Consider the following 24,243-nt stretch of genomic DNA (forward strand, 5'->3'; position numbering starts at 1 on the left):
AAACGAGTGCGCCCCCGGCGCACTCACCCCGCATGACTCACCGGTACCGGTGAATGGTTGCACTGTTTTATATGAAAATCTGCGCTGGTGCTTCCGTCAGCCCAGATGCGTGGGCGCGAACATCCGCAGCAGCGCCGGAAGCACCACGACCGAAGGGCCCGGCTCGGCCAGCGCCTTCGCGAGGTCGTCCCGGAGCGTCTCCGGCGACGACAGCACGCCCGGCACCCCGAAGGACTCCGCCAGCCTCACGAAGTCCGGCCGCGCCAGCTCCGTGGCCGTCGCCTCGCCGAACGCGTCGGACATGTACTCGCGCAGGATGCCGTAGCCGCCGTCGTCGACGATCAGCCAGGTCACGTTCAACCCGTACTGCCGGGCCGTCGCCAGCTCCGCGATCGAGTACATCGCGCCGCCGTCGCCCGAGACGGCGAGCACCGGCCGGGAGGGGTCCGCGACGGCCGCGCCGAGGGCGGCGGGGAAGCCGTAGCCGAGGCCGCCCGCGCCCTGCGCCGAGTGCATCGTGTTGGGGCGCCGCGCGTCGAACGCGGACCACGCCCAGTACGCGAGGATCGTCATGTCCCAGAAGGACGGTGACGCGTCCGGCAGCGCCTCGCGGACGGCGGCGAGAACCTGCTGCTCCAGGGTGAGGTCCTGGGCGGCGATGCGCTCGCGGACCTTCGCGAGGACGGCCGACACGCGCTCCGGGGCCGACGGGTCCTCCCGCGGCTCCTCGATGGTCTCCAGGAGCGCCGAGAGCGCGGTCCGCGCGTCCGCGTGGATGCCGAGTGCCGGGTGGTTGGACTCCAGCTTCCCGGCGTCCGCCTCGATCTGGATCACCCGGCCGCGGGGCGCGAACGTGTGGTAGTTCGAGGAGAGTTCGCCGAGGCCGGAGCCGACGACGAGCAGGACGTCCGCGTCCTCGAGGAAGTCCGTGGTGTGGCGGTCCTCCAGCCAGGACTGGAGCGAGAGCGGGTGCTCCCACGGGAAGGCGCCCTTGCCGCCGAAGGTCGTGACGACGGGGGCGTTCAGAAGTTCGGCGAGCGTGCGCAGCTTGCCGGAGGCGTCCGAGCGCACGACACCGCCGCCCGCGATGATCGCGGGACGCTCGGCGCGGGAAAGGAGGTCGGCGGCGACCGCGGTCAGCTCGGGGCGCGGCACGACCTCCTCGGGCGTCGCGTCCATCGCGGTGACGACGGGCAGCGTCGTCTCGGCGAGCAGCACGTCCTGCGGGATCTCCACCCAGACCGGGCCGTGCGGCGCGGTGAGCGCGGACTCCCAGGCCGCGGCGACGGCGGACGGGATCTGCGAGGCCGTGCGGACCGTGTGCACGGACTTCACGACGTCCCTGAACGAGGCCTGCTGGTCGCGGAGTTCGTGCAGATAGCCGTGGCGGCCGCCGCCGAGCCCGGCCACCGGGACCTGGCTGCCGATGGCGAGGACCGGAGAGGAGCCCGCGGCCGCCTCCTGGAGCGCGGCGAGCGAGGTGAGCGCGCCGGGCCCGGTGGAGAGGAGCAGCGGGGCGACCTCGCCGGTGATGCGGCCGTACGCGTCCGCCGCGAAGCCGGTGTTGTTCTCGACGCGGAACCCGACGTACGAGAGCGGGGAGCGCCGCAGCGCGTCGAACATGCCGAGCGCGTGCTGGCCGGGCAGGCCGAAGACGGTGGTCGCGCCGAGTCCGGCGAGGGTCTCCATGACGAGGTCGCCGCCGTTGCGCCCGGCGGGCGGGTTCAGGGCGGCCTCGGTCTGCGCGGCGGTGGGGCGCAGGACGATGTCGTGGTCGTGGCTCACCGCTCGCTCACCGTCCCGCGCGCCTCCGCGATCTGCCTGCTCATGATCGTCGTCAGTTCGTACGCCGTGTGCGACGCGGCGACGGCCGTGATCTCCGCGTGGTCGTAGGCCGGGGCGACCTCGACGACGTCGGCGGAGACGAGGTTGCAGGAGGCGAGGCCGCGCAGGATCTCCAGGAGCTCGCGGGAGGTCATGCCGCCGGCCTCGGGGGTGCCGGTGCCGGGCGCGTGGGCCGGGTCGAGGCAGTCGATGTCGATGGAGATGTAGAGGGGGCGGTCGCCGATGCGCTGGCGGAGCTGGTCGGCGACCTCGTCGGCGCCGCGGCGGTAGATGTCCGCGGAGGTGACGATGCCGAAGCCCATCTTCTCGTCGTCGGTGAGGTCCTTCTTGCCGTACAGCGGGCCGCGCGTGCCGACGTGGGAGAGCGCCTCGGTGTCGAGGATGCCCTCCTCGACGGCGCGGCGGAACGGCGTGCCGTGGGTGTACTCGGCGCCGAAGTACGTGTCCCAGGTGTCCAGGTGCGCGTCGAAGTGGAGCAGCGCGACCGGGCCGTGCTTCTTGGCGACCGAGCGGAGCAGCGGCAGCGCGATGGTGTGGTCGCCGCCGAGGGTCATCATGCGGGCGCCGGAGCCGAGGAGGTCGTCGGCGGCGGCCTCGATGGTCTCCACGGCCTCGTTGATGTTGAACGGGTTCGCCGCTATGTCACCGGCGTCCGCGACCTGGGCGAGCGCGAACGGCGAGGCGTCCTGCGCCGGGTTGTAGGGGCGCAGGAGGCGGGAGGCCTCGCGGATCGCGTTGCCGCCGAAGCGGGCGCCGGGGCGGTACGAGACGCCGGTGTCGAACGGCACGCCGACGACCGCGATGTCCGTCTTGCCGCCGACCTCGTCGAGGCGGGGCAGCCGGGCGTACGTCGCCGGGCCCGCGTAGCGCGGGATGCGGGAGGAGTCGACGGGGCCGCGGGGCGTCTCGTTGCTGCTCATGGAGTGCCTTTCTTTGTGCGCGTCTGCACGCTTCGATGCGCTTTGTGAGCGCTTTCCGACTTTACTGAGGTGTGGGGGCCGGTTCGGCCACGGGCTGTTCCGCGTCGGGCCCGGCGCCGCGCCCGGCGAGCCGCTCGCGCCAGGCCGCGAGGACCCGCGCGTCGGTCGGCTTCGTGGCGAGGGAGACGACGGCGTACACGGCGAGCGAGGTCAGCAGACCGTAGTAGACGGGCTCGTTGGCGAGGATCCCGTACCACCACATCAGGCCGATCACGGAGAGGCCGCCCGCGACGACCGCCGCGAGCGCGCCCGCCGCCGTCCCGCGCCGCCAGAGCAGTCCGCCGAGGATCGGCACCAGCAGGCCGCCGACGAGCAGGTTGTACGCGACGGTCAGGGCCTCGACGACGTCGTTGAGCGCGATGGCGATGACGATCACGGCGACGCCCATGACGAGGATGAAGGCCCGGTTGCCCTTGACCTCGTCGTGCTCCTGACCAGCGTCCGACCTCCCCACCGCGCCGCGCAGCCGCGACCAGATGTCGTTGTTGGCGACGGTGGCGCAGGCGATGAGGGCGCCGGAGGACGTCGACATCACGGCGGCGAGCGCCGCGGCGAGGACGAGGCCGCGCACGCCCATGGGCAGCTCGTCCTTGACGATGGTCGCGAAGGCCGCGTCGGCGCTCGGCAGCTTCGGGTACATGACCTTGGCGGCGGTGCCGATGACGGCGCCCGCGATCGCGTACACCAGGCAGTACGTACCGGCGACGGTGCCTCCGTAGCGGGCGACCTTGTCGCTGCGGGCCGTGAAGACGCGCTGCCAGATGTCCTGCCCGATGAGCATGCCGAACGTATAGATCAGCACATACGTGAAGATCGTCTCGCCGCCGACACCGAGCGGGTCGAAGTACTCGGTCGGCAGCTTGGCCTTCATCTCACTGAAACCACCGGCCTTGACGACCGCGATGGGCAGCAGGAGCAGCAGCACACCGATGGTCTTCACCACGAACTGCACCATGTCGGTGAGCGTGATGGACCACATGCCGCCGAGCGTCGAGTACGCGACGACGATCGAGCCGCCGATGATGATCGCCACGGTGCGGTTCAGGTCGAAGAGGACGTCGAAGATCGTGGCGTACGCGATGGTCGAGGTGACCGCGAGCATCAGCGTGTACGCCCACATGACGACTCCGGAGATGACGCCCGCGCGCCCGCCGTAGCGCAGGTCGAGCATCTCGGAGACGGTGTAGACCTTCAGGCGCGCGATGCGGGCCGAGAAGAACACGCTCAGCGCGAGGAGCCCCAGGCCGATGGTGAAGACCATCCAGGCGCCGGAGAGCCCGTACTGATAGCCGAGCCCGACACCGCCGATGGTCGAGGCGCCGCCGAGGACGATGGCGGCCATGGTCCCGGAGTACATCCAGGGCCCGAGGCGACGCCCCGCGACGAGGAACTCGCTCTTGGACTTGGCGCGGCGCATGCCCCACCAGCCCATCGCCAGCATCCCGGCGAGATAGACGACGATCACTGTGTAGTCGACGGCCATGGGGGGCCTCCTTCGCGCACCTCGGTGGCGTGTCGTGCAGATGGGGTGAGGACCGGCCGCGGGGACATCCGCCCGTACCCGCGGCCTCCGGTCGGCACGACCTTAGGTGGCCGGAAAGCAACGCTGAAGTGTACGTTTCCTCTACTTTCCGCGCTCTGTACGGATGGAATGCCCATATGGCCGACCCCACGGCGCCCCCCACCCCGCCCGTGCCGCTCGCCGCGCTCCTCGCCCGCGAGGATCTGGGCCTGCGGCAGCTCGCCGGGCCCGACGCGCGGGCGGCGGGCACGGCCGTGCAGTGGGTGCACACCTCGGAGATGGCGGACCCGTACCCGTACCTCCTGGGCGGCGAGCTGCTCCTCACGGCGGGCGTGCACATCACGGACCCGACGGGCGCGGGAGGCTCGCTCGACGCCTATGTGGCCCGCATCGTCGCGGCGGGCGGCGCGGCCCTCGGCTTCGGCGTGGCGCCCGTGCACGACACGGTGCCGCGCGCCCTGGTGGCGGCCTGCGACCGCTACGGCCTGCCCCTCGTCGAGGTCCCCCGGCGGACCACGTTCAGCGGCGTCGCCCGCGCCGTCTGGCAGCTGATGGCCGAGGCGCGCCACGCGGAGCTGCGCCGGGTCACGGAGGCGCAGCAGGGCCTCGCCACGGCGGCGGCGCGGACGGACCCGGTCCCGGCGGTCCTGCGCCAGCTGGCGTCGCGGCTCGGCGGCCTGGCCGTCCTCTACGGCCCGGACGGCACGGAGCTGCAGTCGGCGGGCGGCACACGGGAGACGGCACGTGACGCGCTCCGCGACCTGACGGGTGTGGTGCGCCGCGCCGCGCCCGCCACCCCGGCCTCCGCGGCCGACACGGCGGGCGCCACGCACCTGGCCGCGTACGCGCTGGGCGGCGGGCGTGGCTTCGCGCTCGGGGTCGCCACGGACCGCCGCGAGCCGGGCGACCACACGATCGCGGGGGCGGCGGTGGTACTGCTCTCGCTCCTGACGGGCGAACACCAGAGCACGTCGGAGGCGGCGCGCTCGGCGGCCCTGGTCCGCCTGCTCCTGGGGGCCCCGGCCGACACGGTGGGCGCGCTCCTCGGCACCGACACGTGGAGGGTGGTGCACGCGCACGAAGACCGCACCACGACCCCCCTGTCGGCATCCGCGCTGGCCACGGCGCTGGGCACGGCGCTGTTCGACCCCACCGAGGACCCGGTACGCCTCCTCCTCCCCGCCGACCGCGACATCACCCCCCTGGAGGGCTGGACCCTGGGCGCGTCCGCGCCGGCCACGGTGGCGGGCCTGGCGGCAGCGGACGCACAGGCGGCCCGCGCGTTGCGCCGCGCGGAGGCCACCCGCACGCCCCTGGTCCGCCAGCACGCCAACAAAGTCGCCGACCTGATCGCCCCTGAGGAGGCGGACGCCCACGCGTGCGTGCTCCTGTCCCCGCTGTCGGACAACGAGACCCTGCTGTCCACCCTCCGCACCTGGCTCTCCCTGCACGGCAGTTGGGACCGCACGGCGGTGGCCCTGGGAATCCACCGCAACACGGTCCGCCAACGCATCACCCGCTGCGCGTCCCTCCTGGGCACGGACCTGAACGACCCGGACGTCCGCATGGAACTCTGGTTCGCCCTGGGCCGGACGATCACCTAGGAGAAGGCGCAGCTGAAGGGGCGCGGGGAACTGCGCGATCAGCCACAACGCACCCGCACGGGCCCCCGCGCAGAGCACTCGTCCCGCAGAATGGGAGGCATGCCGATACCCAGCCGCGCCGCGCTCGTCGATCACCTCGTCCGCACCCGCATCGCGGGCGACGTCGCCACGCCCCGCGACAACAACCTCAGCCACTACAGGAAGCTCGCGAACGGCGACCGCCACTACTGGCTGGGGCTCGAGCTCGGCGACCGCTGGACGGACGAGCAGGACGTCCTCGCGGTGATGGCCGAGCGCTGCGGCGTCATCGACGACCCGGAGCACCGGTACGGCCAGGACACGATCGACCCGGAGCTGACCGTCGACGCCCTGGAACGGATGGCCGCACGCCTGCGGAAGGCGGCCGCCGGCAAGGAGAGGGTGCTTTTCGCCACCGGCCACCCCGGCGGCCTGCTCGACGTGCACCGCGCGACGGCCTCCGCCCTGCGCGCCGCGGGCTGCGAGATCGTCGTGATCCCCGAGGGCCTGACCGCCGACGAGGGCATGGTCTTCCAGTTCGCGGACGTCGCGATGCTGGAGCGTGGCGCGACGCTGTGGCACACGCACTCGCCGGAGCCGATGAACGCGATCCTGGACGGCCTGGAGCGCGAGGGACGGCCGCAGCCGGACCTCGTCGTCGCCGACCACGGCTGGGCGGGCCGCGCGGGCCAGCGCGGCCTGGACTCCGTCGGCTACGCGGACTGCAACGATCCCGCGCTGTTCATCGGCGAGGCCGAGGGCACCGTACAGGTGACGGTCCCGCTGGACGACCACGTGACGAGCCCGCGCCACTACGACCCGATGACGGCCTACCTGCTCGACGCGGCGGGGCTGACACCCGGCGCCTGAGCGGGGCCCGGGGTCGGGTCCAGGTAGACCCTGCGGACCGCGGGGAAGCGCGCCTGGATGCGGAGTGCCATCCGGTCGCAGGCCCGCTCGATGTCCGCCGCGCTGGACACGTCCCGGAAGTCGACCTTCGCGGCGACCAGGGCCTCCTTGGGGCCCTGGAGGAGCGTGGTCAGCTCCAGTACGTCCACCACGTGCGGGTCGGCGAGGAGTTCGGCGCGGACCGCCGCCCGCATCTCCGGCGGCAGCGGGCGCCCGATGAGGAGCTCGGAGTTGGCGTGCCCGAGGACCCAGGCGACGTACACGAGGAGCACGCCGATGCAGAGCGAGGCGATGCCGTCCCACACGCCGGACCCGGTGAGCTGCCCGCCGAGGAGGCCCGCCGCGGCGAGCACGAGGCCGACCAGGGCGGCGGAGTCCTCCATCACGACGGCCTTGACCGCGGTGTCGGGGGTGTGGCGCAGATAGCGCTTGATGTGGACTCCGAAGCGGTCGGCCTCGCCGCGCGCCTGCTTGAGGCCGGTGCGCAGCGAGTAGCCCTCCAGGAGGAAGGCGATGCCGAGCACGATGTACGAGATGAGGGGGTCGCCGGGGTCCTCGCCGTGGGTGAGGGTGTGGATGCCGTCGTAGACGGCGAAGACGCCGCCGCCGACGAACGTGGCGACGGAGGCGAGGAGCGCCCAGATGTAGCGAGCGCCTCCGTAGCCGAGGGGGTGCTCCTCGTCGGCGGGCTTGTCGCTCGCCTTCAGGGAGACGAGCAGCATCAGCTCGGTGACGGTGTCGGCGACGGAGTGCGCCGCTTCGGAGAGCATGGCGCTGGAGCCGCTGATGACGCCCGCGACGGCCTTGGCCAGCGCGATCCCGAGGTTGGCGACGGCGGCGACGATGACGGTGAACGTGCTCTCGCCGCCGTGCTCGCCGCCCGCCTCCGAAGGTTGCTCACTCATGTATCGGACGGTATGTCCGATCAGCGGGAGACGCGAACGCCGGGCCTCACCGCGGGACCCGGACCACACCCTCCTGGATGACCGTCACCGCGAGCCGCCCGTCCTGCGTCCAGATCCGCGCCTGGCCGAGCCCGCGCCCGCCGGAGGACGACGGCGACTCCTGGTCGTAGAGGAGCCACTCGTCCGCGCGGAAGGGCCGGTGGAACCACATGGCGTGGTCGAGGGAGGCGCCGACCACGTCGCCGACGGCCCAGCCGCCCCTGCCGTGCGCGAGCAGCACGGAGTCGAGGAGCGTCATGTCGGAGACGTACGTGGCGAGGCAGACGTGGAGCAGGGAGTCGTCGGCCAGCTTGCCGTTGGCGCGGAACCACACCTGGGAGCGCGGTTCGCGGGGCTGCCCGACGGTGCCCCAGGGCGGTACGTCCGCGTAGCGCAGGTCGACGGCGGCGCGGGCCTCCACCAGCCGTTCGGCGACGCGCGCGGGCAGGTGGCGCGGCAGCATCTCGGCGGCGGTGGGCAGCGTCTCCGGGTCGGGTGCTTCCGGCATGCCGGTCTGGTGCTCCAGGCCCTCCTCGTACGTCTGGAAGGACGCGGAGAGGTGGAAGATCGGGTGCCCGTGCTGGACGGCGACGACGCGGCGCGTGGTGAAGGAGCGGCCGTCCCTGATGCGGTCGACCGTGTACACGATGGGCGCGCCCGGGTCCCCGGCGCGCAGGAAGTACGCGTGCAGGGAGTGGGCGGGGCGATCGTCGGGGACGGTGCGTCCGGCGGCGACGAGTGCCTGCGCGGCGACCTGCCCGCCGAAGACGCGGGGCACGATGGACGGGCGGCTCACGCCCCGGAAGATGTCCTCCTCGATCTGCTCCAGGTCGAGCAGATCGAGGAGGCCCTCAAGTGCCTGGTTCATGAAGGCAGTTCTACAGGCCCATGTTCTTCGCGATGATCATCTTCATGACCTCGCTGGTGCCGCCGTAGATGCGGTTGACGCGGTTGTCCGCGTACAGGCGGGCGATGGGGTACTCGTTCATGAAGCCGTAGCCGCCGTGCAGCTGGAGGCACCGGTCGATGACACGGTGCGCGACCTCGGTGTTGAAGAGCTTCGCGGAGGCGGCCTCGGCGGCGGTCAGCTCGCCCGCGTCCAGGGCTTCGAGGGCGCGGTCGGCGACGGCCTCGGCGGCGTCCACCTCGGCCTGGCAGGCGGCCAGTTCGAACTTGGTGTTCTGGAAGGAGGCGACCGTCTTGCCGAAGACCGTGCGGTCCTGGACGTACTCCTTGGCGAACCGGACGGCGGCCTTGGCCTGTGCGTACGCTCCGTAGGCGATGCCCCAGCGCTCGGAGGGCAGGTTGCTCCCGAGGTAGTAGAAGCCCTTGTTCTCCTCGCCGAGAAGGTCCTCGACGGGCACCTTGACGTCGACGAACGCGAGCTCGGCGGTGTCGGAGGTCTTCAGGCCGAGCTTGTCGAGCTTGCGGCCGATGGAGTAGCCCTCGGACTTGGTGTCGACGGCGAAGAGGGAGATGCCGTAACGGCGGTCCTCGGCGGTGGGGGCGGAGGTCCGGGCACAGACGATCACGCGGTCGGCGTGGACGCCGCCGGTGATGAAGGTCTTGGAGCCGTTGAGGACGTAGTGGGTGCCGTCCTCGGAGAGCTTGGCCGTGCTCTTCATGCCCGCGAGGTCGGAGCCGGTGCCCGGCTCGGTCATCGCGAGGGCCCACATCTCCTCGGCGGAGACGAACTTCTCCAGGTAGCGCTTCTTCTGCTCGTCGGTGGCGAGCGCCTTGATGTAGGGCAGGGCGAGCAGCACGTGCACGCCGGAGCCGCCGAAGGTGACGCCCGCGCGGGCGGTCTCCTCGTACTGGATGGCCTCGAACTTGTGGGTGTCCAGGCCGGCGCCGCCGAACTCCTCGGGGACGTTGATGCCGAAGAGGCCGAGCTCGGCGAGCTTGTAGTAGAACTCGCGCGGCACCTGACCCGCGGCGAACCACTCGTCGTGGACGGGGACGACCTCGGCCTCGATGAAGGCGCGCAGGGTCTCCCGGAACGCCTCGTGGTCCTCATTGAAAACGGTACGGCGCACGGAGAACTCCCTCTGCCTGCATCTGCCTACATCGACTAAGCGCTTGCTCAGAGGAAGGTTACCCGGCAGTCACCAGAGCGTCCAGAGATACGGGTCACTCGGCGGCGGCCGCGAAGGCCCCCCGGGCCAGGCGGTGCAGGAGTTCCGCCATGGCCGCCCGGCTGGGCAGCATGTCGCGGCGGCTCAGGTGCGGCGTCGAGTTCAGCAGCCCGAAGACCGCGTGCACGGCCACGCGCGCCGTGTTCTCGGCGAGGTCCGGGTAGACCTTGCGGACGACGTCGACCCAGATCTCCACGTACTGCCGCTGGAGCTGGCGGACCAGCTTGCGGTCGCTGTCCCGCAGGCGGTCCAGCTCGCGGTCGTGCAGCGTGATCAGGGAGCGGTCGTCGAGCGCGAAGTCGATGTGCCCCTGGATGAGCGCGTCGAGAACCCGTTCGGGTGATCCGCCCACGTCGGCCACGCAGTGCTTGCCGCCCGTCAGGAGCTGCCCGCTGATGCCGACGAGCAGCTCGGCGAGCATCGCGTCCTTGCCCGCGAAGTGCCGGTAGAGACCGGGCCCGCTGATGCCGACGGCGGCTCCTATCTCGTCGACTCCGACTCCGTGGAAGCCACGCTCGGCGAAGAGCCGGGCGGCCTCCTTGAGGATCTGCTCGCGCCGGGTGGGGGCGTCGGTTCTCGTGGCCATGGAATTGATTCTAGACAGGGCGGTTAGCGCTCGTTAACCTGAAGGAAACGGGTTAACGGTCATTAACCGAGCAAGGGGGCTCGACTGATGCGGCAGGCACCAGTGCTGACGAGCGCGGCTGATCCCGCGTCCGAGGCATGGCGGGCGAACGAGGCGGCGCACACCGCCCTCGTCGACGAGCTGCGGTCCAAGCTCGCGGCGGCCGCGCTCGGCGGTGGGGAGCGGGCGCGGGCCCGCCATGTGGCGCGCGGCAAGCTGCTGCCCCGCGACCGGGTGGACACGCTCCTCGACCCCGGCTCGCCTTTCCTGGAGCTGGCCCCGCTCGCGGCGGACGGGCTGTACGGCGGGGGTGCCCCCGCGGCCGGTGTCATCGCCGGCATCGGCCGTGTCTCGGGCCGCGAGTGCGTGATCGTCGCCAATGACGCCACGGTCAAGGGCGGCACGTACTACCCCATGACGGTGAAGAAGCACCTGCGCGCCCAGGAGGTGGCCCTGGAGAACCGCCTCCCGTGTCTCTACCTGGTCGACTCGGGCGGCGCCTTCCTGCCGATGCAGGACGAGGTCTTCCCCGACCGCGAGCACTTCGGGCGGATCTTCTACAACCAGGCGCGGATGTCGGCCGCCGCCATCCCGCAGATCGCCGCCGTCCTCGGCTCCTGCACGGCCGGCGGGGCGTATGTGCCGGCGATGAGCGACGAGGCGGTGATCGTGCGCGAGCAGGGCACGATCTTCCTCGGCGGCCCGCCCCTGGTGAAGGCCGCCACCGGCGAGGTCGTCACGGCCGAGGAGCTGGGCGGCGGCGAGGTCCACTCGCGCACCTCCGGCGTCACCGACCACCTCGCCGAGGACGACGCGCACGCCCTGCGCATCGTCCGCACGATCGTCTCGACCCTCCCCGAGCGCGCCCCGCTGCCCTGGCCGGTGCGGGCCGCCGAAGAGCCGAAGGTCGACCCGATGGGGTTGTACGGCGCGGTGCCCACGGACTCCCGCACCCCGTACGACGTGCGGGAGGTCATCGCGCGCGTGGTCGACGGCTCGCGCTTCGCCGAGTTCAAGTCGGAGTACGGCACGACGCTGGTCACCGGCTTCGCCCACATCCACGGTCACCCCGTCGGCATCATCGCGAACAACGGCATCCTGTTCTCCGAGTCCGCCCAGAAGGGCGCCCACTTCATCGAGCTCTGCGACCAGCGCGGCATCCCCCTGGTCTTCCTGCAGAACATCTCCGGCTTCATGGTCGGGCGGGACTATGAGGCGGGCGGCATCGCCAAGCACGGCGCGAAGATGGTGACGGCCGTGGCCTCCACGCGCGTGCCGAAGCTGACGGTCGTCGTCGGCGGTTCGTACGGCGCGGGCAACTACTCGATGTGCGGCCGGGCCTACAGCCCCCGCTTCCTGTGGATGTGGCCCAACGCCAAGATCTCCGTGATGGGCGGCGAGCAGGCCGCCTCCGTCCTCGCCACGGTCAAGCGCGACCAGCTGGAGGCCCGCGGCGAGCAGTGGAGCGCCGAGGACGAGGAGACCTTCAAGGACCCGATCCGCGCGCAGTACGAGGAGCAGGGGAACGCGTACTACGCCACGGCCCGCCTCTGGGACGACGGCGTGATCGATCCCATGGAGACCCGGCAGGTGCTGGGTCTTGCCCTGACCGCGTGCGCGGGCGCACCGCTCCCCCAGAGGGACGACTCGGCGCCCGGCTTCGGCGTCTTCCGGATGTGAGGAACGAATGACGATGTTCGACACGGTTCTGGTCGCCAACCGGGGCGAGATCGCGGTCCGCGTCATCCGTACGCTGCGGGAGATGGGCGTCCGCTCGGTCGCCGTCTTCAGCGACGCGGACGCGGACGCCCGGCACGTGCGCGAGGCCGACACGGCGGTGCGGATCGGCCCCGCGGCCGCCACCGAGAGCTATCTGCGCGTGGACCGCATCCTGGAGGCGGCGGCGAAGTCCGGCGCCCAGGCGGTCCATCCGGGGTACGGATTCCTGGCGGAGAACGCGGAGTTCGCGCAGGCCTGCGCGGATGCGGGCCTCACCTTCATCGGCCCGCCCGCCGCCGCCATCTCCCTCATGGGCGACAAGATCCGCGCCAAGGCGACCGTGCAGGCGGCCGGCGTGCCGGTCGTCCCCGGCTCGTCCGGCAGCGGCCTGACGGACGCCCAACTGGCCGACGCGGCACGCGAGATCGGCACCCCGGTGCTGCTCAAGCCGAGCGCGGGCGGCGGCGGCAAGGGCATGCGCCTGGTCCGCGACGAGGCGCTCATCGCCGACGAGATCGCGGCGGCCCGGCGTGAGGCCCGCGCCTCCTTCGGCGACGACACGCTGCTCGTGGAGCGGTGGGTCGACCGCCCCCGGCACATCGAGATCCAGGTCCTCGCGGACGGCCACGGCAACGTGGTGCACCTCGGCGAGCGCGAGTGCTCCCTCCAGCGCCGCCACCAGAAGATCATCGAGGAGGCGCCGAGCGTCCTGCTCGACGAGGCCACGCGCGCGGCGATGGGAGAAGCCGCGGTCCAGGCGGCCCGCTCCTGCGGGTACGCGGGCGCGGGCACGGTCGAGTTCATCGTCCCCGGCGGCGACCCGTCGTCGTACTACTTCATGGAGATGAACACCCGCCTCCAGGTGGAGCACCCCGTCACGGAGCTCATCACCGGCCTCGACCTCGTCGAGTGGCAGCTGCGCGTGGCGGCGGGCGAGCCGCTGCCGTTCGCCCAGGACGACATCGCCCTCACCGGGCACGCGGTGGAGGCCCGCATCTGCGCCGAGGACCCGTCCCGCGGCTTCCTGCCCTCCGGCGGCACGGTCCTGGCGCTGCACGAGCCGCAGGGCGACGGCGTGCGCACCGACTCCGGCCTGAGCGAGGGCACGGAGGTCGGCAGCCTCTACGACCCGATGCTGTCGAAGGTCATCGCGTACGGCCCGGACCGCGCGACGGCCCTGCGCAAGCTGCGCGCCGCCCTCGCGGACACGGTCACCCTCGGCGTGCCGACGAACGCGGGCTTCCTGCGCCGCCTCCTCGCGCACCCGGCGGTCGTCGCGGGCGACCTGGACACGGGTCTGGTGGAGCGCGACGCGGACGGGCTCGTCCCGGAGGGCGTGCCCGACGAGGTGTACGAGGCGGCGGCCGCGGTCCGCGAGGACGCCCTCAAGCCCGCGGGCGGCGGCGACGGCTGGACCGACCCGTTCTCCGTGCCGAGCGGCTGGCGGCTCGGCGGCACCCCGGCGCCGGTCACGCACTGGCTGAAGGCCTCGGGACTCGAACCGGTCTCCCACCGCCTGCGCGGCACCGGCCACACCGTCACCGCCGACCGCGTGCGCGTCACCGTCGACGGCACCCTGCACACCTTCCGCCGCGCGGGCGACTGGCTGGGCCGGGACGGCGACGCGTGGCACGTCCAGGACCACGACCCGGTCGCCGCCTCCCTCACCGGCGCCGCGCACGCCGGGGCGGACGCGCTCACCGCCCCCATGCCCGGCACCGTCACCGTCGTGAAGGTCTCCCCCGGCGACACGGTGGCCGCGGGCCAGAGCCTGCTCGTCGTCGAGGCGATGAAGATGGAGCACGTCATCTCCGCCCCGCACGCCGGCACCGTCACCGAGCTCGACGTCACCCCGGGCACGACCGTCGCCATGGACCAGGTCCTCGCCGTCGTCACCCCCGAGGAGGAGCAGGCATGACCAGCACCGAGCCGAACGCCGCGCCCGGCACCGCGGGGGACGAGCCGCTGGAGCTCGCGTCCGCACCGCTCCCCATGGTCGTGCCGACCCGCGGCCTGCCCACCCGCGTCCGCATCCACGAAGTGGGCGCCCGCGACGGCCTGCAGAACGAGAAGACGGTCGTCCCCACGGAGCTCAAGGCGGAGTTCATCCACCGCCTCGCCGACGCGGGCCTCACCACCGTCGAGGCGACCAGCTTCGTGCACCCCAAGTGGGTGCCCCAACTGGCCGACGCCGAGGACCTCTTCCCGCTCCTCGGCGACCTCCAGGGCGTCCACCTGCCGGTCCTCGTGCCGAACGAACGCGGCCTCGACCGCGCCCTCGCCCTCGGCGCGCACCGCGTCGGCGTCTTCGCCAGCGCCACCGAGTCGTTCGCCCGCGCCAACCTCAACCGCACGGTGGACGAGGCGCTCGCGATGTTCGCGCCGGTGGTCGCCCGCGCGCGGGAGCAGGGCGTGCACGTGCGCGGCTATCTGTCGATGTGCTTCGGCGACCCCTGGGAGGGCGCCGTGCCGATCTCCAAGGTCGTCCGCGTCTGCCGCGCCCTGCTCGACATGGGCTGCGACGAGCTGAGCCTCGGCGACACGATCGGCGTGGCCACGCCCGGCCACGTCTCGGCGATGCTCGCCGCGCTCAACGCGGTGCAGGTGCCGACCGAGCGCATCGGCGTCCACTTCCACGACACGTACGGCCAGGCGCTCACCAACACCCTCGCCGCGCTGCAGCACGGCGTGACGACGGTGGACGCCTCCGCGGGCGGCCTCGGCGGATGTCCGTACGCGAAGAGCGCCACCGGCAACCTCGCCACCGAAGATCTCGTCTGGATGCTCCACGGCCTCGGCATCGACACCGGGGTCGACCTCGTCCGTCTCAGCGCCACCAGCGCCTGGATGGCCGACCAGTTGGGCCGACCCAGCCCGTCCCGCACCGTCCGCGCCCTCACGGCCCGCTCCCACGAAGAGCCGACCGCAGCCCCCCAGGAGCAGTGAACAACGATGGACCACCGTCTGAGCCCCGAGCACGAGGAACTGCGCCGCACGGTCGAGGCCTTCGCGCACGACGTCGTCGCTCCCAAGATCGGCGACTTCTACGAGCGCCACGAGTTCCCGTACGAGATCGTCCGCGAGATGGGCCGCATGGGCCTGTTCGGCCTGCCCTTCCCGGAGGAGTACGGCGGGATGGGCGGTGACTACTTCGCGCTGGGCATCGCCCTGGAGGAGCTCGCGCGCGTCGACTCGTCCGTGGCGATCACCCTGGAGGCGGGCGTCTCCCTCGGCGCGATGCCGCTGCACCTCTTCGGCACGGAGGAGCAGAAGCGGGAGTGGCTGCCGCGGCTGTGCGCGGGCGAGGTCCTCGGCGCGTTCGGGCTGACCGAGCCGGACGGCGGCTCGGACGCGGGCGGGACGCGCACGACGGCGGTGCGCGACGGCGACGAGTGGGTGATCAATGGCTCGAAGTGCTTCATCACCAACTCCGGCACGGACATCACCGGCCTGGTCACCGTCACCGCCGTCACCGGCCGCAAGGACGACGGGCGCCCGCTGATCTCCTCGATCATCGTGCCGTCCGGCACGCCCGGGTTCACGGTCGCCGCGCCCTACTCGAAGGTGGGGTGGAACGCCTCGGACACCCGCGAGCTGTCCTTCTCGGACGTCCGCGTCCCGGCGGCGAACCTCCTCGGCGAGGAGGGCCGGGGGTACGCCCAGTTCCTGCGCATCCTCGACGAGGGCCGGATCGCGATCTCCGCGCTGGCCACCGGTCTCGCCCAAGGGTGTGTGGACGAGTCGGTGAAGTACGCGCGCGAGCGGCACGCCTTCGGCCGGCCGATCGGCGCGAACCAGGCCATCCAGTTCAAGATCGCCGACATGGAGACGCGGGCGCACATGGCGCGCGTGGGCTGGTACGACGCGGCGTCGCGGCTGGTCGCGGGAGAGCCCTTCAAGAAGCAGGCGGCGATCGCCAAGCTCTACTCGTCGACGGTCGCGGTGGACAACGCCCGCGAGGCCACGCAGATCCACGGCGGGTACGGCTTCATGAACGAGTACCCCGTGGCCCGCATGTGGCGGGACTCGAAGATCCTGGAGATCGGCGAGGGGACGAGCGAGGTGCAGCGCATGCTGATCGCCCGGGAGCTGGGCTTCGCGAGCTGACCGCGAGCTGCTCGCGCGTCGTACCGCGAGGGGCCGCAGGACCGGGAGTTAGCTTAGGTTAACCTAAGCTCTAATTCCGGCCAGCGGCCCCGCCGCGTACGTCACGAAAGCAGAGACCCACATGCGCCAGGTCCGCCTCCCCCAGCCGTCCCGCCGAGGCATCCTCGCCGCCGGCGGCGCCCTCGGCCTCACCGCCACCCTCGCGGCCTGCGGCACCGAGAAGAAGGACGGGTCGGGCAAGACCGGGGGCGGCGGCAAGACCGGCCCCTGGAGCTTCAAGGACGACCGCGGCCAGACCGTGAAGCGCGACGCGACGCCGAAGAACATCGTGGCGTTCACGGGTGTCGCCGCGGCCCTGTTCGACTACGGCATCGAGGTCAAGGGCGTCTTCGGCCCGACGACGACCAAGGACGGCAAGGCCGACGTCCAGGCCGGCGACATGGACGTCAGCAAGCTGACGGTCATCGGCAACGCGTGGGGCCAGTTCAACATCGAGAAGTACGCGGGCCTCGCCCCGGACGTGCTCATCTCCACGATGTTCGACGACAAGGGCACGCTCTGGTACGTCCCCGAGGAGAGCAAGGACAAGATCCTCAAGCTCGCCCCGAGCGTCGGCGTCAGTGTCTACGACCGCCAGCTCACGCACCCGCTGCAGCGCATCCAGGCGCTCGCCGAGTCGCTCGGCGCGGACGTGAAGTCCGACAAGGTCCTCAAGGCGAAGAAGCGCTTCGAGGACGCGTCCGAGCGGCTGCGCAAGGTCGCCAAGGCGCACAAGGACATCAAGGTCCTCGTCGGCTCCGCGAGCCAGGACCTGTTCTACGTCTCCGGCTCCAACCTCTCCGTCGACCTGGAGTACTTCAAGGCCCTCGGCGTGAACCTCGTCGAGCCGTCCGAGGCGGCCAAGAAGGAGTCCGGCGGCTGGTTCGAGAACCTGAGCTGGGAGAACGTCGACAAGTACCAGGCGGACGTCATCATGATGGACAACCGCACCTCGGCGATCCAGCCGGCCGACATCTCCAAGCCGACCTGGAAGAAGCTGCCCGCGGTCAAGGCCGGGCAGGTCATCCCGCGCATCGCGGAGCCGATCTTCTCGTACGACAAGTGCGCGCCGATCCTGGAGGACCTGGCGGACGCGATCGAGAAAGCGAAGAAGCTCAAGTAACGACCATCGCCCGCCGAGGTCGGGTCAGGTGCCCGCGGGCCAGGGCACCTGCGGCGACGCGTAGTAGCCGATGCCCAGCGCGTCCCAGCGCGGCGCCTGCGCGGCGAGCCGCACCTTGTACGTGTCCCAGTCGTGCGTGGCCGCGGGCGACCAGCCGAGCTCGGCGATGCCGGGCAGCCGCGGGAACGCCATGTAGTCCAGGTGCGCGGACGTCGACAGGGTCTCCGTCCACAGCGGCGCCTCGACGCCGATGACCGCGTCCTCGGGCGCGCCCTGGAGGTAGGTGGCCGGGTCCCAGTCGTAGGAGCGCTGCACCTCGACATAGCCCGCCCACGAGAGGCCGAGCGGGGTGTCCTTCGTGTACTTGTGGTCGATGTAGGCGCGGTCGGCCGGCGAGAGAAGCAGCTTGGTGCCGTTCTTCGCGGCGTTCACGACCTGCTCGCGCTCGGCGGCGCCGGTCCTGTCGTAGCCCCAGTACTGTGCGACGGCGCCCTCGGCCGGGTGGGCGCCGGCCAGCTGGTGCCAGCCCATCACCGTCTTGCCGTACTTGGCGACGATCGGCTGCACCTTGTCCATGAAGGCGACGAAGTCCTCATGGCTGGTGGAGTGCGCCTCGTCGCCGCCGATGTGGAGGTACTTGCCGGGCGTCATCGCGGCGAGCTCACGGATCACGTCGTCCACAAAGTCGTAGGTGACGTCCTTCTTGACGCACAGCGAGCTGAAGCCGACCTCGGTGCCGGTGTAGAGCGGCGGGGCGACGCCGTTGCAGTTGAGTTCGGCGTACGAGGCGAGGGCCGCGTTGGTGTGGCCCGGCATGTCTATCTCGGGGACGACTTCCAGGTACCGCGACGCGGCGTAGTCGATGATCTCCTTGTACTGCGCCTTCGTGTAGTAGCCGCCCTTGCCGCCGCCGACCTGCGTGGAGCCGCCGTACGCCGCGAGGCGCGGCCAGGAGTCGATGGCGATGCGCCAGCCCTGGTCGTCGCTGAGGTGCAGGTGCAGCTTGTTCATCTTGTAGAGGGCGGCCTGGTCGATGTAGCGCTTGACCTGGTCGACGGTGAAGAAGTGCCGTGAGACGTCGAGCATCGTGGAGCGGTAGCCGTAGCGCGGCGTGTCCTTGACGGTGCCGCCCGCGATCCGCCAAGGACCGCGCTGTTTCGTCCTCTTCTCCACGGCGGCGGGCAGGTGCTGCCGCACGGTCTGTACGCCGTGGAAGAGGCCTGCGCCGCTCCAGGAGGTGATGGTGAGGGAGCCGCGGGCGGAGATGACGCGGTACCCCTCGTCGCCGAGCACCTTGTTCGCCGGGTCGGCGCTGATGCGCAGCCGGATGCCGTCGGATCCCTTGTCGCTGGTGACGGGGAGCCGGTAGCCGGTGGAGGGGCGAAGGACCGCGGCGAGGTACTCGGCGACGCGGCGCTCCTCGGCGTTGCCCTTGCCGACGCGGATGCGGGTCTTGGCGGTGATCTCGTAGCCGGGACCGCCCGGTTCGGCGGCCAGGGGCGCGGGCACGACCTGGCCGAGCGGTGTGGTGGCGGGGGCTCTCGCCGCTCCCGGGGCGGGTGCCGCGGCGAAGGAGGAGATTCCGGCTGCCGCCACGAGCAGGAGTGAACCGAGGATGCGTGTCGTTCTTCCGTGCGATCTCACAAGCGGGTCCCTTCGACGGGCCGGTGTGGTCTGTGGTGCATCGCAATCGAACGGTTCCCATTGGCACCCAGGCCCCACAAGGGGTCAAGGGGTGTAGACCATCTGTCCAAGGGCTCGGTGCGAGAATCCTCGTATGGCGGAAATCATCCAGCGCGACGGGACCTGGACCTTCGACGGAGAAACGCTGCGCCTCGTGCCGGGCCACGACAAGAACGTGTCTTTGCTGCGCAAGGCACTGGGCGAACTCACGGTCCCGCTTGCCGCGTTGGCGGGCATCGCCTTCGAACACGGCAAGAAGTCGGGGCGGCTGCGGCTGCGGCTGCGCGACGGCTCGGACCCGCTGCTCCAGGCGACGGGCGGCAAGCTGCCGGACGCCTCGGACCCGTACCAACTGACGGTCGAGCCCGACCGGTACGGGGTGGCGGAGTATCTGGTCGACGAGGTGCGCAACGCCCATCTGCTCGAACAGGTGCCGACGACGCCCTGCGACGCGTACCTCCTGACGGGCCCTTCCGTGCCGCTGTCCGTCTCCGCGGGGGACGGCACGGCGAGCTTCGACGGGGAGACGGTCCGCCTGGAGTGGAACTGGAAGACGGAGGACGCGAAGACGGCGGCGGGCACGCGGTCGCTGGCGCTCGCCGACGTCGAGGCCGTGGAGTGGCACCCCGCGGTCGGTCTGGAGAACGGCCACCTGCGGTTCACCGTGCGGAACGCGCCGACCAAGGCCCCGCCGAAGTACGACCCGAACGCCGTCGAGCTGTGGGGCTTCAAGAAGGACCCGCTGATGGCGCTGGTGGCGGCCGCCGTCCAGGCACGCCTGCCGCACCCCGCCGCCCCCGCCGAGCCCGCCCCGAAGACGCTCGCGGGCCCGCCCGCCGAAGGCTCGCCGGCCGGAGCGCCGCAAGCCACCGCCGACGACCACGACGCGCTCCTGCGCCGCCTGCGGGAGCTGGGCGAGCTGCACCAGGCCGGGATCCTCACGGACGAGGAGTTCACGACGGCCAAGCAGGCGGTCCTGCGCCGCATGTGAGCGCCGATCGCGCCACGGAATGGCCCGTTCGACACGCCCCTGCCCGATTCCGGGCAGGATTCTTGCGAAGAGATGTCCGATACCCCAGGATCAACGAATGCACGACGACCTGGTGGATCACCTCACCCGCAGCACCCCGCTCCAGCGGGGCGAAGCGCTGCGGGTCGTCCAGGACGTGCTCGCCTACTTCGACGAGACGACCGAACAGTTCGTCCGTCGCCGCCACCGCGAGCTGCAGGGTCAGGGCCTGCTGAACGCGGCGATCTTCCAACAGATCTCGGCGGAACTCGAATACCGCGCGGTCGCGCCACCCGAGCTCACCCTCAGGCAGCTGCGCCGCATCGTCTACGGCTAGGACACCCTTTATGTGCGGAATCGTCGGATACATCGGCAAGCGTGACGTCGCCCCGCTCCTCCTCGAAGGCCTCCAGCGCCTGGAGTACCGCGGCTACGACTCCGCGGGCGTCGTCATCACCAGTCCCAAGGCATCGGGCCTGAAGATGGTCAAGGCGAAGGGCCGCGTGCGCGACCTGGAGGCCAAGGTGCCCGCCCGTTTCAAGGGCACCACCGGCATCGCCCACACCCGCTGGGCCACCCACGGCGCCCCCTCCGACGAGAACGCCCACCCGCACATGTCGGGCGACAACAAGGTCGCCGTCGTCCACAACGGCATCATCGACAACGCCTCCGAGCTGCGCGCCAAGCTCACCGCCGACGGCGTCGAGTTCCTCTCCGAGACCGACACCGAGGTCCTGACCCACCTCATCGCCCGCTCGCAGGCCGACAAGCTCGAGGAGAAGGTCCGCGAGGCCCTGCGGCACGTCGAGGGCACGTACGGCATCGCCGTGCTGCACGCCGACTTCAACGACCGCATCGTCGTCGCCCGCAACGGCTCGCCCGTCGTCCTCGGCATCGGCGAGAAGGAGATGTTCGTCGCCTCGGACGTCGCCGCGCTGGTCTCGCACACCCGCCAGGTCGTCACCCTCGACGACGGCGAGATGGCCACCATCAAGGCCGACGACTACCGCACCTACACGACCGAGGGCTCGCGCACGACCGCGTCGCCGACCACCGTGGAGTGGGAGGCCGAGTCGTACGACATGGGCGGCCACGACACGTACATGCACAAGGAGATCTTCGAGCAGCCCGACGCGGTCGACCGCGTCCTGCGCGGCCGCATCGACGACCGCTTCTCCACCGTGCACCTCGGCGGCCTCAACCTCGACGCGCACGACGCCCGCAAGGTGCGCCGCGTCAAGATCCTCGGCTGCGGCACCTCGTACCACGCGGGCATGATCGGCGCCCAGATGATCGAGGAGCTGGCCCGTATCCCCGCCGACGCGGAGCCCGCGTCCGAGTTCCGCTACCGCAACCCGGTCGTGGACCCCGACACCCTCTACATCGCGGTCTCCCAGTCCGGCGAGACGTACGACGTCCTCGCCGCCGTCCAGGAGCTCAAGCGCAAGGGCGCCCGCGTCCTCGGCGTCGTGAACGTCGTCGGCTCGGCGATCGCCCGCGAGGCGGACGCGGGGGTGTACGTCCACGCGGGCCCGGAGGTCTGCGTCGTCTCGACCAAGTGCTTCACCAACACCACGGTCGCCTTCGGCCTGCTCGCCCTGCACCTGGGCCGCATCCGTGATCTGTCGGTCTCCGACGGCAAGCGGATCATCGAGGGCCTGCGCAAGCTGCCGGGACAGATCTCGGAGATCCTCAAGCAGGAGGACGAGATCAAGAAGATCGCCAAGCAGTACGCGGAGGCCCGCTCCATGCTCTTCATCGGGCGCGTGCGCGGCTACCCCGTCGCCCGCGAGGCCTCGCTGAAGCTCAAGGAGGTCTCGTACATCCACGCCGAGGCCTACCCCGCGTCCGAGCTGAAGCACGGCCCGCTCGCCCTCATCGAGCCCGCCCTGCCGACGGTCGCGATCGTCCCGGACGACGACCTGCTGGAGAAGAACCGCGCCGCCCTGGAGGAGATCAAGGCCCGCAGCGGCAAGATCCTCGCGGTCGCGCACCAGGAGCAGGAGAAGGCCGACCAGACCATCCTCGTCCCGAAGAACGAGAACGAGCTGGACCCGATCCTGATGGGCATCCCGCTCCAGCTGCTCGCCTACCACACGGCGCTGGCGCTCGGCCGGGACATCGACAAGCCGCGCAACCTCGCGAAGTCCGTGACGGTGGAGTAGCCGGCGCGCACATCCGATACGCACACACCCTCCACATGTGAACGACCCCCTGTGCGTGCCACCAGCACACAGGGGGTCGTTCCCGAAGGGCCGGGGTCGCCCATTACCCCGACCCGCGCTCGCCTCGTCCGGTGGCCGTCACCCGCCGGTCCGAGACGCCGTTGTGACCCTTATGTACCCTTCCCGGGGCCGCGAACCACCTCTACGCGCGAGTAGATTTATCTGTCCACAAAAGCACTACACAAGGCGAGTTGAGCCTCACGCGCCCCAACTTCCTGGGCGTGGAAGGGCGTTACGGAATGACGACGACGGGGCGCTGCGCACGGCGCGCGAGACGGCCCGCGACCGAGCCGAAAATGCGCCCCACGATGCCGTGCGTGGAGCCGACGACGATCGCGTCCGCGCTGTATTCGCGGCCGACCTCCTCCAGCTCGTGGCAGATGTCGCCGCCGCGCTCGACGAGGATCCACGGCACCTCGGACAGGTACTCCGCGCAGGCCAGCTCGAGTCCGAGCACTTCCGTACGGTGATCGGGTACGTCGACGAAGACCGGGGGCTCGCAGCCCGCCCACACCGTGGTGGGCAGCCGGTTGGCGACGTGAACGATGATCAGGCCCGAGCCGGAGCGGTGGGCCATTCCGATCGCATAGGCGAGGGCCCGCTCACTGGAGGTCGAGCCGTCGAAGCCGACGACGACACCGTGCAGGAAGGCGGGATCGCAGGAGTGACGCGGTTCTTCCGCCGCTCGGGGGGTCGCCGTGGGATCGGCGACCTGCCGTTTGCGGTCCGCGGGTTCGGAGAATTCGTGACCGGCCATGGGTGTCTCGGCGAAGGAGTCCTCTGTGGGAGGGTCGGCTTTATCAGGTGATACAACGTTCAGGACCTGGAAGGTCGTCCGGGAATCATCTTCCCAACCCCATACCCCCAAGGGTACGGCGACACTCCTCCTCTGCCCAGAGCCTGCGAAGAGCCCCGCTCGGAGCCCGTCCCTGGCCCCACAGGGCCTCCCGGCGTTCACCGGAGCATGCATGAGCCGCGCCCGTATGGCAATGGTTGCTGCCTCCTACAGGCGTTTTGCCCACCCGTCCGGCGCCACCCGGAGCCTCCCGCAGTGACTCGCCGACGTGCCCCGCGTTGGACAGCGCTGGACCGTCCTACGCCATATGCCACAGGGAGCACGCCGTGCCTGGACCTTCGACCGCGTCCCCACCCTCCACCCGCTTCCCTTCTTCACCCGAGTCTTCACCCGAGCAAGGCACACCGGACCGCCGGCCCTCCGCGGTGCCCGCCCCTCGCACCCACGAGCCGTCGGCCGCGCCTCCGCAGGACTCGGTGAGCGACGTGGTCCGCTGGGCCGCGTTCAGCTGCGTCCTGGTCCCCGTCGTCCTTGTCGGGTACGGGGGCTCGCTGGCCGGCGCGACCGGCGCCGCTCTCGGGCTCGTGGCCGTCACCGGGGTGTGCCGGGTACTCCTGCGGCAGTCGGAGCGGGGCGCCGCGCGACTGCTTGCAGAACAGAACAGAGGGCACCGCGGGAGGCACCACAGGACGGGCGTGGGGGCGCACAGGGGCACCCGTCAGAGTGCCGATGGTGCACCGTTGGACTGACCAATTCACACACACGATCCCGTAGGTTTTCAGCCAACTTCCGGGGACCGTCGATTTCTTGGCCGAACGCCCCCTCAACCCCCTTCCGACCAGGGCTGAAAGCCGCGCTCAGGCCGCCTGCACCCTACGGGGACCGGCCATGGAGCGGAGGCGCACTTCCCAGCAAGCCGCGCGAGTGCAACGCTTCGTGATCGAATGCTTCACGCCAAGT

20 protein-coding genes are annotated in these 24,243 nt (G+C 71.2%); 11 read left to right on the forward strand and 9 right to left on the reverse strand.

From position 1 onward, the window contains the following. Positions 1 to 96: 96 nt before the first annotated feature. The 3 genes from DEJ49_RS12460 to DEJ49_RS12470 form a co-directional block, all read right to left on the reverse strand. Positions 97 to 1,785, reverse strand: a complete 1,689-nt coding sequence (locus tag DEJ49_RS12460; protein ID WP_150184202.1) for a thiamine pyrophosphate-binding protein — start codon at positions 1,783 to 1,785, stop codon at positions 97 to 99. Next, positions 1,782 to 2,765: an agmatinase gene (speB, locus tag DEJ49_RS12465; protein ID WP_150184203.1), complete on the reverse strand. Its 984-nt coding sequence runs from the start codon at positions 2,763 to 2,765 to the stop codon at positions 1,782 to 1,784. The genes DEJ49_RS12460 and speB overlap by 4 nt, the downstream gene beginning before the upstream one ends. A 61-nt stretch (positions 2,766 to 2,826) precedes the next feature. Beyond that, complete coding sequence (locus tag DEJ49_RS12470) at positions 2,827 to 4,308, reverse strand: sodium:solute symporter (protein WP_150184204.1); 1,482 nt, start codon at positions 4,306 to 4,308, stop codon at positions 2,827 to 2,829. Between the two features lie 176 nt (positions 4,309 to 4,484). Between DEJ49_RS12470 and DEJ49_RS12475 the strand changes: the two genes are divergently transcribed. Continuing rightward, positions 4,485 to 5,951, forward strand: a complete 1,467-nt coding sequence (locus DEJ49_RS12475) for a PucR family transcriptional regulator (RefSeq protein WP_150184205.1) — start codon at positions 4,485 to 4,487, stop codon at positions 5,949 to 5,951. A gap of 99 nt (positions 5,952 to 6,050) precedes the next feature. Beyond that, a complete protein-coding gene (locus tag DEJ49_RS12480) occupies positions 6,051 to 6,839 on the forward strand; it encodes a phosphatase (protein ID WP_150184206.1) in 789 nt (262 codons plus the stop codon). Here the strand turns inward: DEJ49_RS12480 and DEJ49_RS12485 are convergent. The 4 genes from DEJ49_RS12485 to DEJ49_RS12500 form a co-directional block, all read right to left on the reverse strand. After that, complete coding sequence (locus tag DEJ49_RS12485) at positions 6,800 to 7,783, reverse strand: cation diffusion facilitator family transporter (protein WP_150184207.1); 984 nt, start codon at positions 7,781 to 7,783, stop codon at positions 6,800 to 6,802. The two genes, DEJ49_RS12480 and DEJ49_RS12485, sit on opposite strands and share 40 nt — an antisense overlap. 46 nt (positions 7,784 to 7,829) lie before the next feature. After that, the gene (locus DEJ49_RS12490) at positions 7,830 to 8,690 is read right to left on the reverse strand and encodes an acyl-CoA thioesterase (RefSeq protein WP_150184208.1); all 861 of its coding nucleotides are present in this window, start codon (positions 8,688 to 8,690) and stop codon (positions 7,830 to 7,832) included. Between the two features lie 10 nt (positions 8,691 to 8,700). Then, positions 8,701 to 9,858, reverse strand: a complete 1,158-nt coding sequence (locus DEJ49_RS12495; protein WP_150168169.1) for an acyl-CoA dehydrogenase family protein — start codon at positions 9,856 to 9,858, stop codon at positions 8,701 to 8,703. A 94-nt stretch (positions 9,859 to 9,952) separates the two neighbouring features. Then, the gene (locus DEJ49_RS12500) at positions 9,953 to 10,543 is read right to left on the reverse strand and encodes a TetR/AcrR family transcriptional regulator (RefSeq protein WP_150184209.1); all 591 of its coding nucleotides are present in this window, start codon (positions 10,541 to 10,543) and stop codon (positions 9,953 to 9,955) included. 87 nt (positions 10,544 to 10,630) lie between these two features. On the opposite strand from DEJ49_RS12500, the gene DEJ49_RS12505 reads away from it, so the two are divergent. The 5 genes from DEJ49_RS12505 to DEJ49_RS12525 all read left to right on the forward strand — a co-directional run bounded on the left by DEJ49_RS12505 (position 10,631) and on the right by DEJ49_RS12525 (position 17,570). Beyond that, positions 10,631 to 12,262: a carboxyl transferase domain-containing protein gene (locus DEJ49_RS12505; RefSeq protein WP_150184210.1), complete on the forward strand. Its 1,632-nt coding sequence runs from the start codon at positions 10,631 to 10,633 to the stop codon at positions 12,260 to 12,262. Positions 12,263 to 12,275: 13 nt separating this feature from the next. Continuing rightward, positions 12,276 to 14,219, forward strand: coding sequence for an acetyl/propionyl/methylcrotonyl-CoA carboxylase subunit alpha (locus DEJ49_RS12510; RefSeq protein ID WP_150184211.1), 1,944 nt, complete (start codon positions 12,276 to 12,278; stop codon positions 14,217 to 14,219). Positions 14,220 to 14,293: 74 nt separating this feature from the next. Continuing rightward, positions 14,294 to 15,247 (forward strand): hydroxymethylglutaryl-CoA lyase, encoded by a 954-nt coding sequence (locus DEJ49_RS12515; RefSeq protein WP_150188186.1) that lies wholly within the window; start codon positions 14,294 to 14,296, stop codon positions 15,245 to 15,247. 6 nt (positions 15,248 to 15,253) lie between these two features. After that, positions 15,254 to 16,408, forward strand: a complete 1,155-nt coding sequence (locus DEJ49_RS12520) for an acyl-CoA dehydrogenase family protein (RefSeq protein ID WP_150168176.1) — start codon at positions 15,254 to 15,256, stop codon at positions 16,406 to 16,408. Between the two features lie 121 nt (positions 16,409 to 16,529). Then, positions 16,530 to 17,570, forward strand: coding sequence for an ABC transporter substrate-binding protein (locus tag DEJ49_RS12525; protein WP_150184212.1), 1,041 nt, complete (start codon positions 16,530 to 16,532; stop codon positions 17,568 to 17,570). Positions 17,571 to 17,594: 24 nt separating this feature from the next. Here DEJ49_RS12525 and DEJ49_RS12530 read toward each other — a convergent pair whose 3' ends face one another. Next, a complete protein-coding gene (locus tag DEJ49_RS12530) occupies positions 17,595 to 19,214 on the reverse strand; it encodes a beta-N-acetylhexosaminidase (RefSeq protein WP_150184213.1) in 1,620 nt (539 codons plus the stop codon). Between the two features lie 133 nt (positions 19,215 to 19,347). On the opposite strand from DEJ49_RS12530, the gene DEJ49_RS12535 reads away from it, so the two are divergent. The 3 genes from DEJ49_RS12535 to glmS all read left to right on the forward strand — a co-directional run bounded on the left by DEJ49_RS12535 (position 19,348) and on the right by glmS (position 22,427). After that, positions 19,348 to 20,244 carry a DUF4429 domain-containing protein gene (locus tag DEJ49_RS12535; RefSeq protein ID WP_150184214.1) on the forward strand — a complete coding sequence of 299 codons (897 nt, stop codon included), beginning with the start codon at positions 19,348 to 19,350 and terminating at the stop codon, positions 20,242 to 20,244. Between the two features lie 97 nt (positions 20,245 to 20,341). Then, entirely contained in the window at positions 20,342 to 20,599 is a 258-nt protein-coding gene (locus tag DEJ49_RS12540; protein ID WP_150184215.1) for a hypothetical protein, read from the forward strand. A gap of 10 nt (positions 20,600 to 20,609) precedes the next feature. Then, positions 20,610 to 22,427: a glutamine--fructose-6-phosphate transaminase (isomerizing) gene (glmS, locus tag DEJ49_RS12545; RefSeq protein WP_150184216.1), complete on the forward strand. Its 1,818-nt coding sequence runs from the start codon at positions 20,610 to 20,612 to the stop codon at positions 22,425 to 22,427. Between the two features lie 292 nt (positions 22,428 to 22,719). Here the strand turns inward: glmS and DEJ49_RS12550 are convergent, their stop codons facing one another. After that, a complete protein-coding gene (locus tag DEJ49_RS12550) occupies positions 22,720 to 23,244 on the reverse strand; it encodes a universal stress protein (protein WP_150168192.1) in 525 nt (174 codons plus the stop codon). 464 nt (positions 23,245 to 23,708) lie between these two features. Here DEJ49_RS12550 and DEJ49_RS36360 point away from each other — a divergent pair, with 464 nt between their 5' ends. Next, positions 23,709 to 24,032, forward strand: coding sequence for a hypothetical protein (locus DEJ49_RS36360; protein WP_150184217.1), 324 nt, complete (start codon positions 23,709 to 23,711; stop codon positions 24,030 to 24,032). The last annotated feature ends 211 nt before the right edge of the window (positions 24,033 to 24,243 follow it).

Source organism: Streptomyces venezuelae, from assembly GCF_008642335.1.
GTDB classification, from domain to species: domain Bacteria; phylum Actinomycetota; class Actinomycetes; order Streptomycetales; family Streptomycetaceae; genus Streptomyces; species Streptomyces venezuelae_F.

Excerpts from the sequence above, each read along its gene's own strand:
- DEJ49_RS12535 (WP_150184214.1), top strand. The coding sequence starts at position 19,348 with ATGGCGGAAATCATCCAGCGCGACGGGACCTGGACCTTCGACGGAGAA.
- DEJ49_RS12550 (WP_150168192.1), bottom strand. The coding sequence starts at position 23,244 with ATGGCCGGTCACGAATTCTCCGAACCCGCGGACCGCAAACGGCAGGTC.
- DEJ49_RS12490 (WP_150184208.1), bottom strand. The coding sequence starts at position 8,690 with ATGAACCAGGCACTTGAGGGCCTCCTCGATCTGCTCGACCTGGAGCAG.
- DEJ49_RS12480 (WP_150184206.1), top strand. The coding sequence starts at position 6,051 with ATGCCGATACCCAGCCGCGCCGCGCTCGTCGATCACCTCGTCCGCACC.
- DEJ49_RS12525 (WP_150184212.1), top strand. The coding sequence starts at position 16,530 with ATGCGCCAGGTCCGCCTCCCCCAGCCGTCCCGCCGAGGCATCCTCGCC.
- DEJ49_RS12505 (WP_150184210.1), top strand. The coding sequence starts at position 10,631 with ATGCGGCAGGCACCAGTGCTGACGAGCGCGGCTGATCCCGCGTCCGAG.
- DEJ49_RS12520 (WP_150168176.1), top strand. The coding sequence starts at position 15,254 with ATGGACCACCGTCTGAGCCCCGAGCACGAGGAACTGCGCCGCACGGTC.
- DEJ49_RS12485 (WP_150184207.1), bottom strand. The coding sequence starts at position 7,783 with ATGAGTGAGCAACCTTCGGAGGCGGGCGGCGAGCACGGCGGCGAGAGC.
- DEJ49_RS12540 (WP_150184215.1), top strand. The coding sequence starts at position 20,342 with ATGCACGACGACCTGGTGGATCACCTCACCCGCAGCACCCCGCTCCAG.
- DEJ49_RS12500 (WP_150184209.1), bottom strand. The coding sequence starts at position 10,543 with ATGGCCACGAGAACCGACGCCCCCACCCGGCGCGAGCAGATCCTCAAG.
- DEJ49_RS12510 (WP_150184211.1), top strand. The coding sequence starts at position 12,276 with ATGTTCGACACGGTTCTGGTCGCCAACCGGGGCGAGATCGCGGTCCGC.
- DEJ49_RS12515 (WP_150188186.1), top strand. The coding sequence starts at position 14,294 with ATGGTCGTGCCGACCCGCGGCCTGCCCACCCGCGTCCGCATCCACGAA.
- speB (WP_150184203.1), bottom strand. The coding sequence starts at position 2,765 with ATGAGCAGCAACGAGACGCCCCGCGGCCCCGTCGACTCCTCCCGCATC.
- DEJ49_RS12475 (WP_150184205.1), top strand. The coding sequence starts at position 4,485 with ATGGCCGACCCCACGGCGCCCCCCACCCCGCCCGTGCCGCTCGCCGCG.
- DEJ49_RS12470 (WP_150184204.1), bottom strand. The coding sequence starts at position 4,308 with ATGGCCGTCGACTACACAGTGATCGTCGTCTATCTCGCCGGGATGCTG.
- glmS (WP_150184216.1), top strand. The coding sequence starts at position 20,610 with ATGTGCGGAATCGTCGGATACATCGGCAAGCGTGACGTCGCCCCGCTC.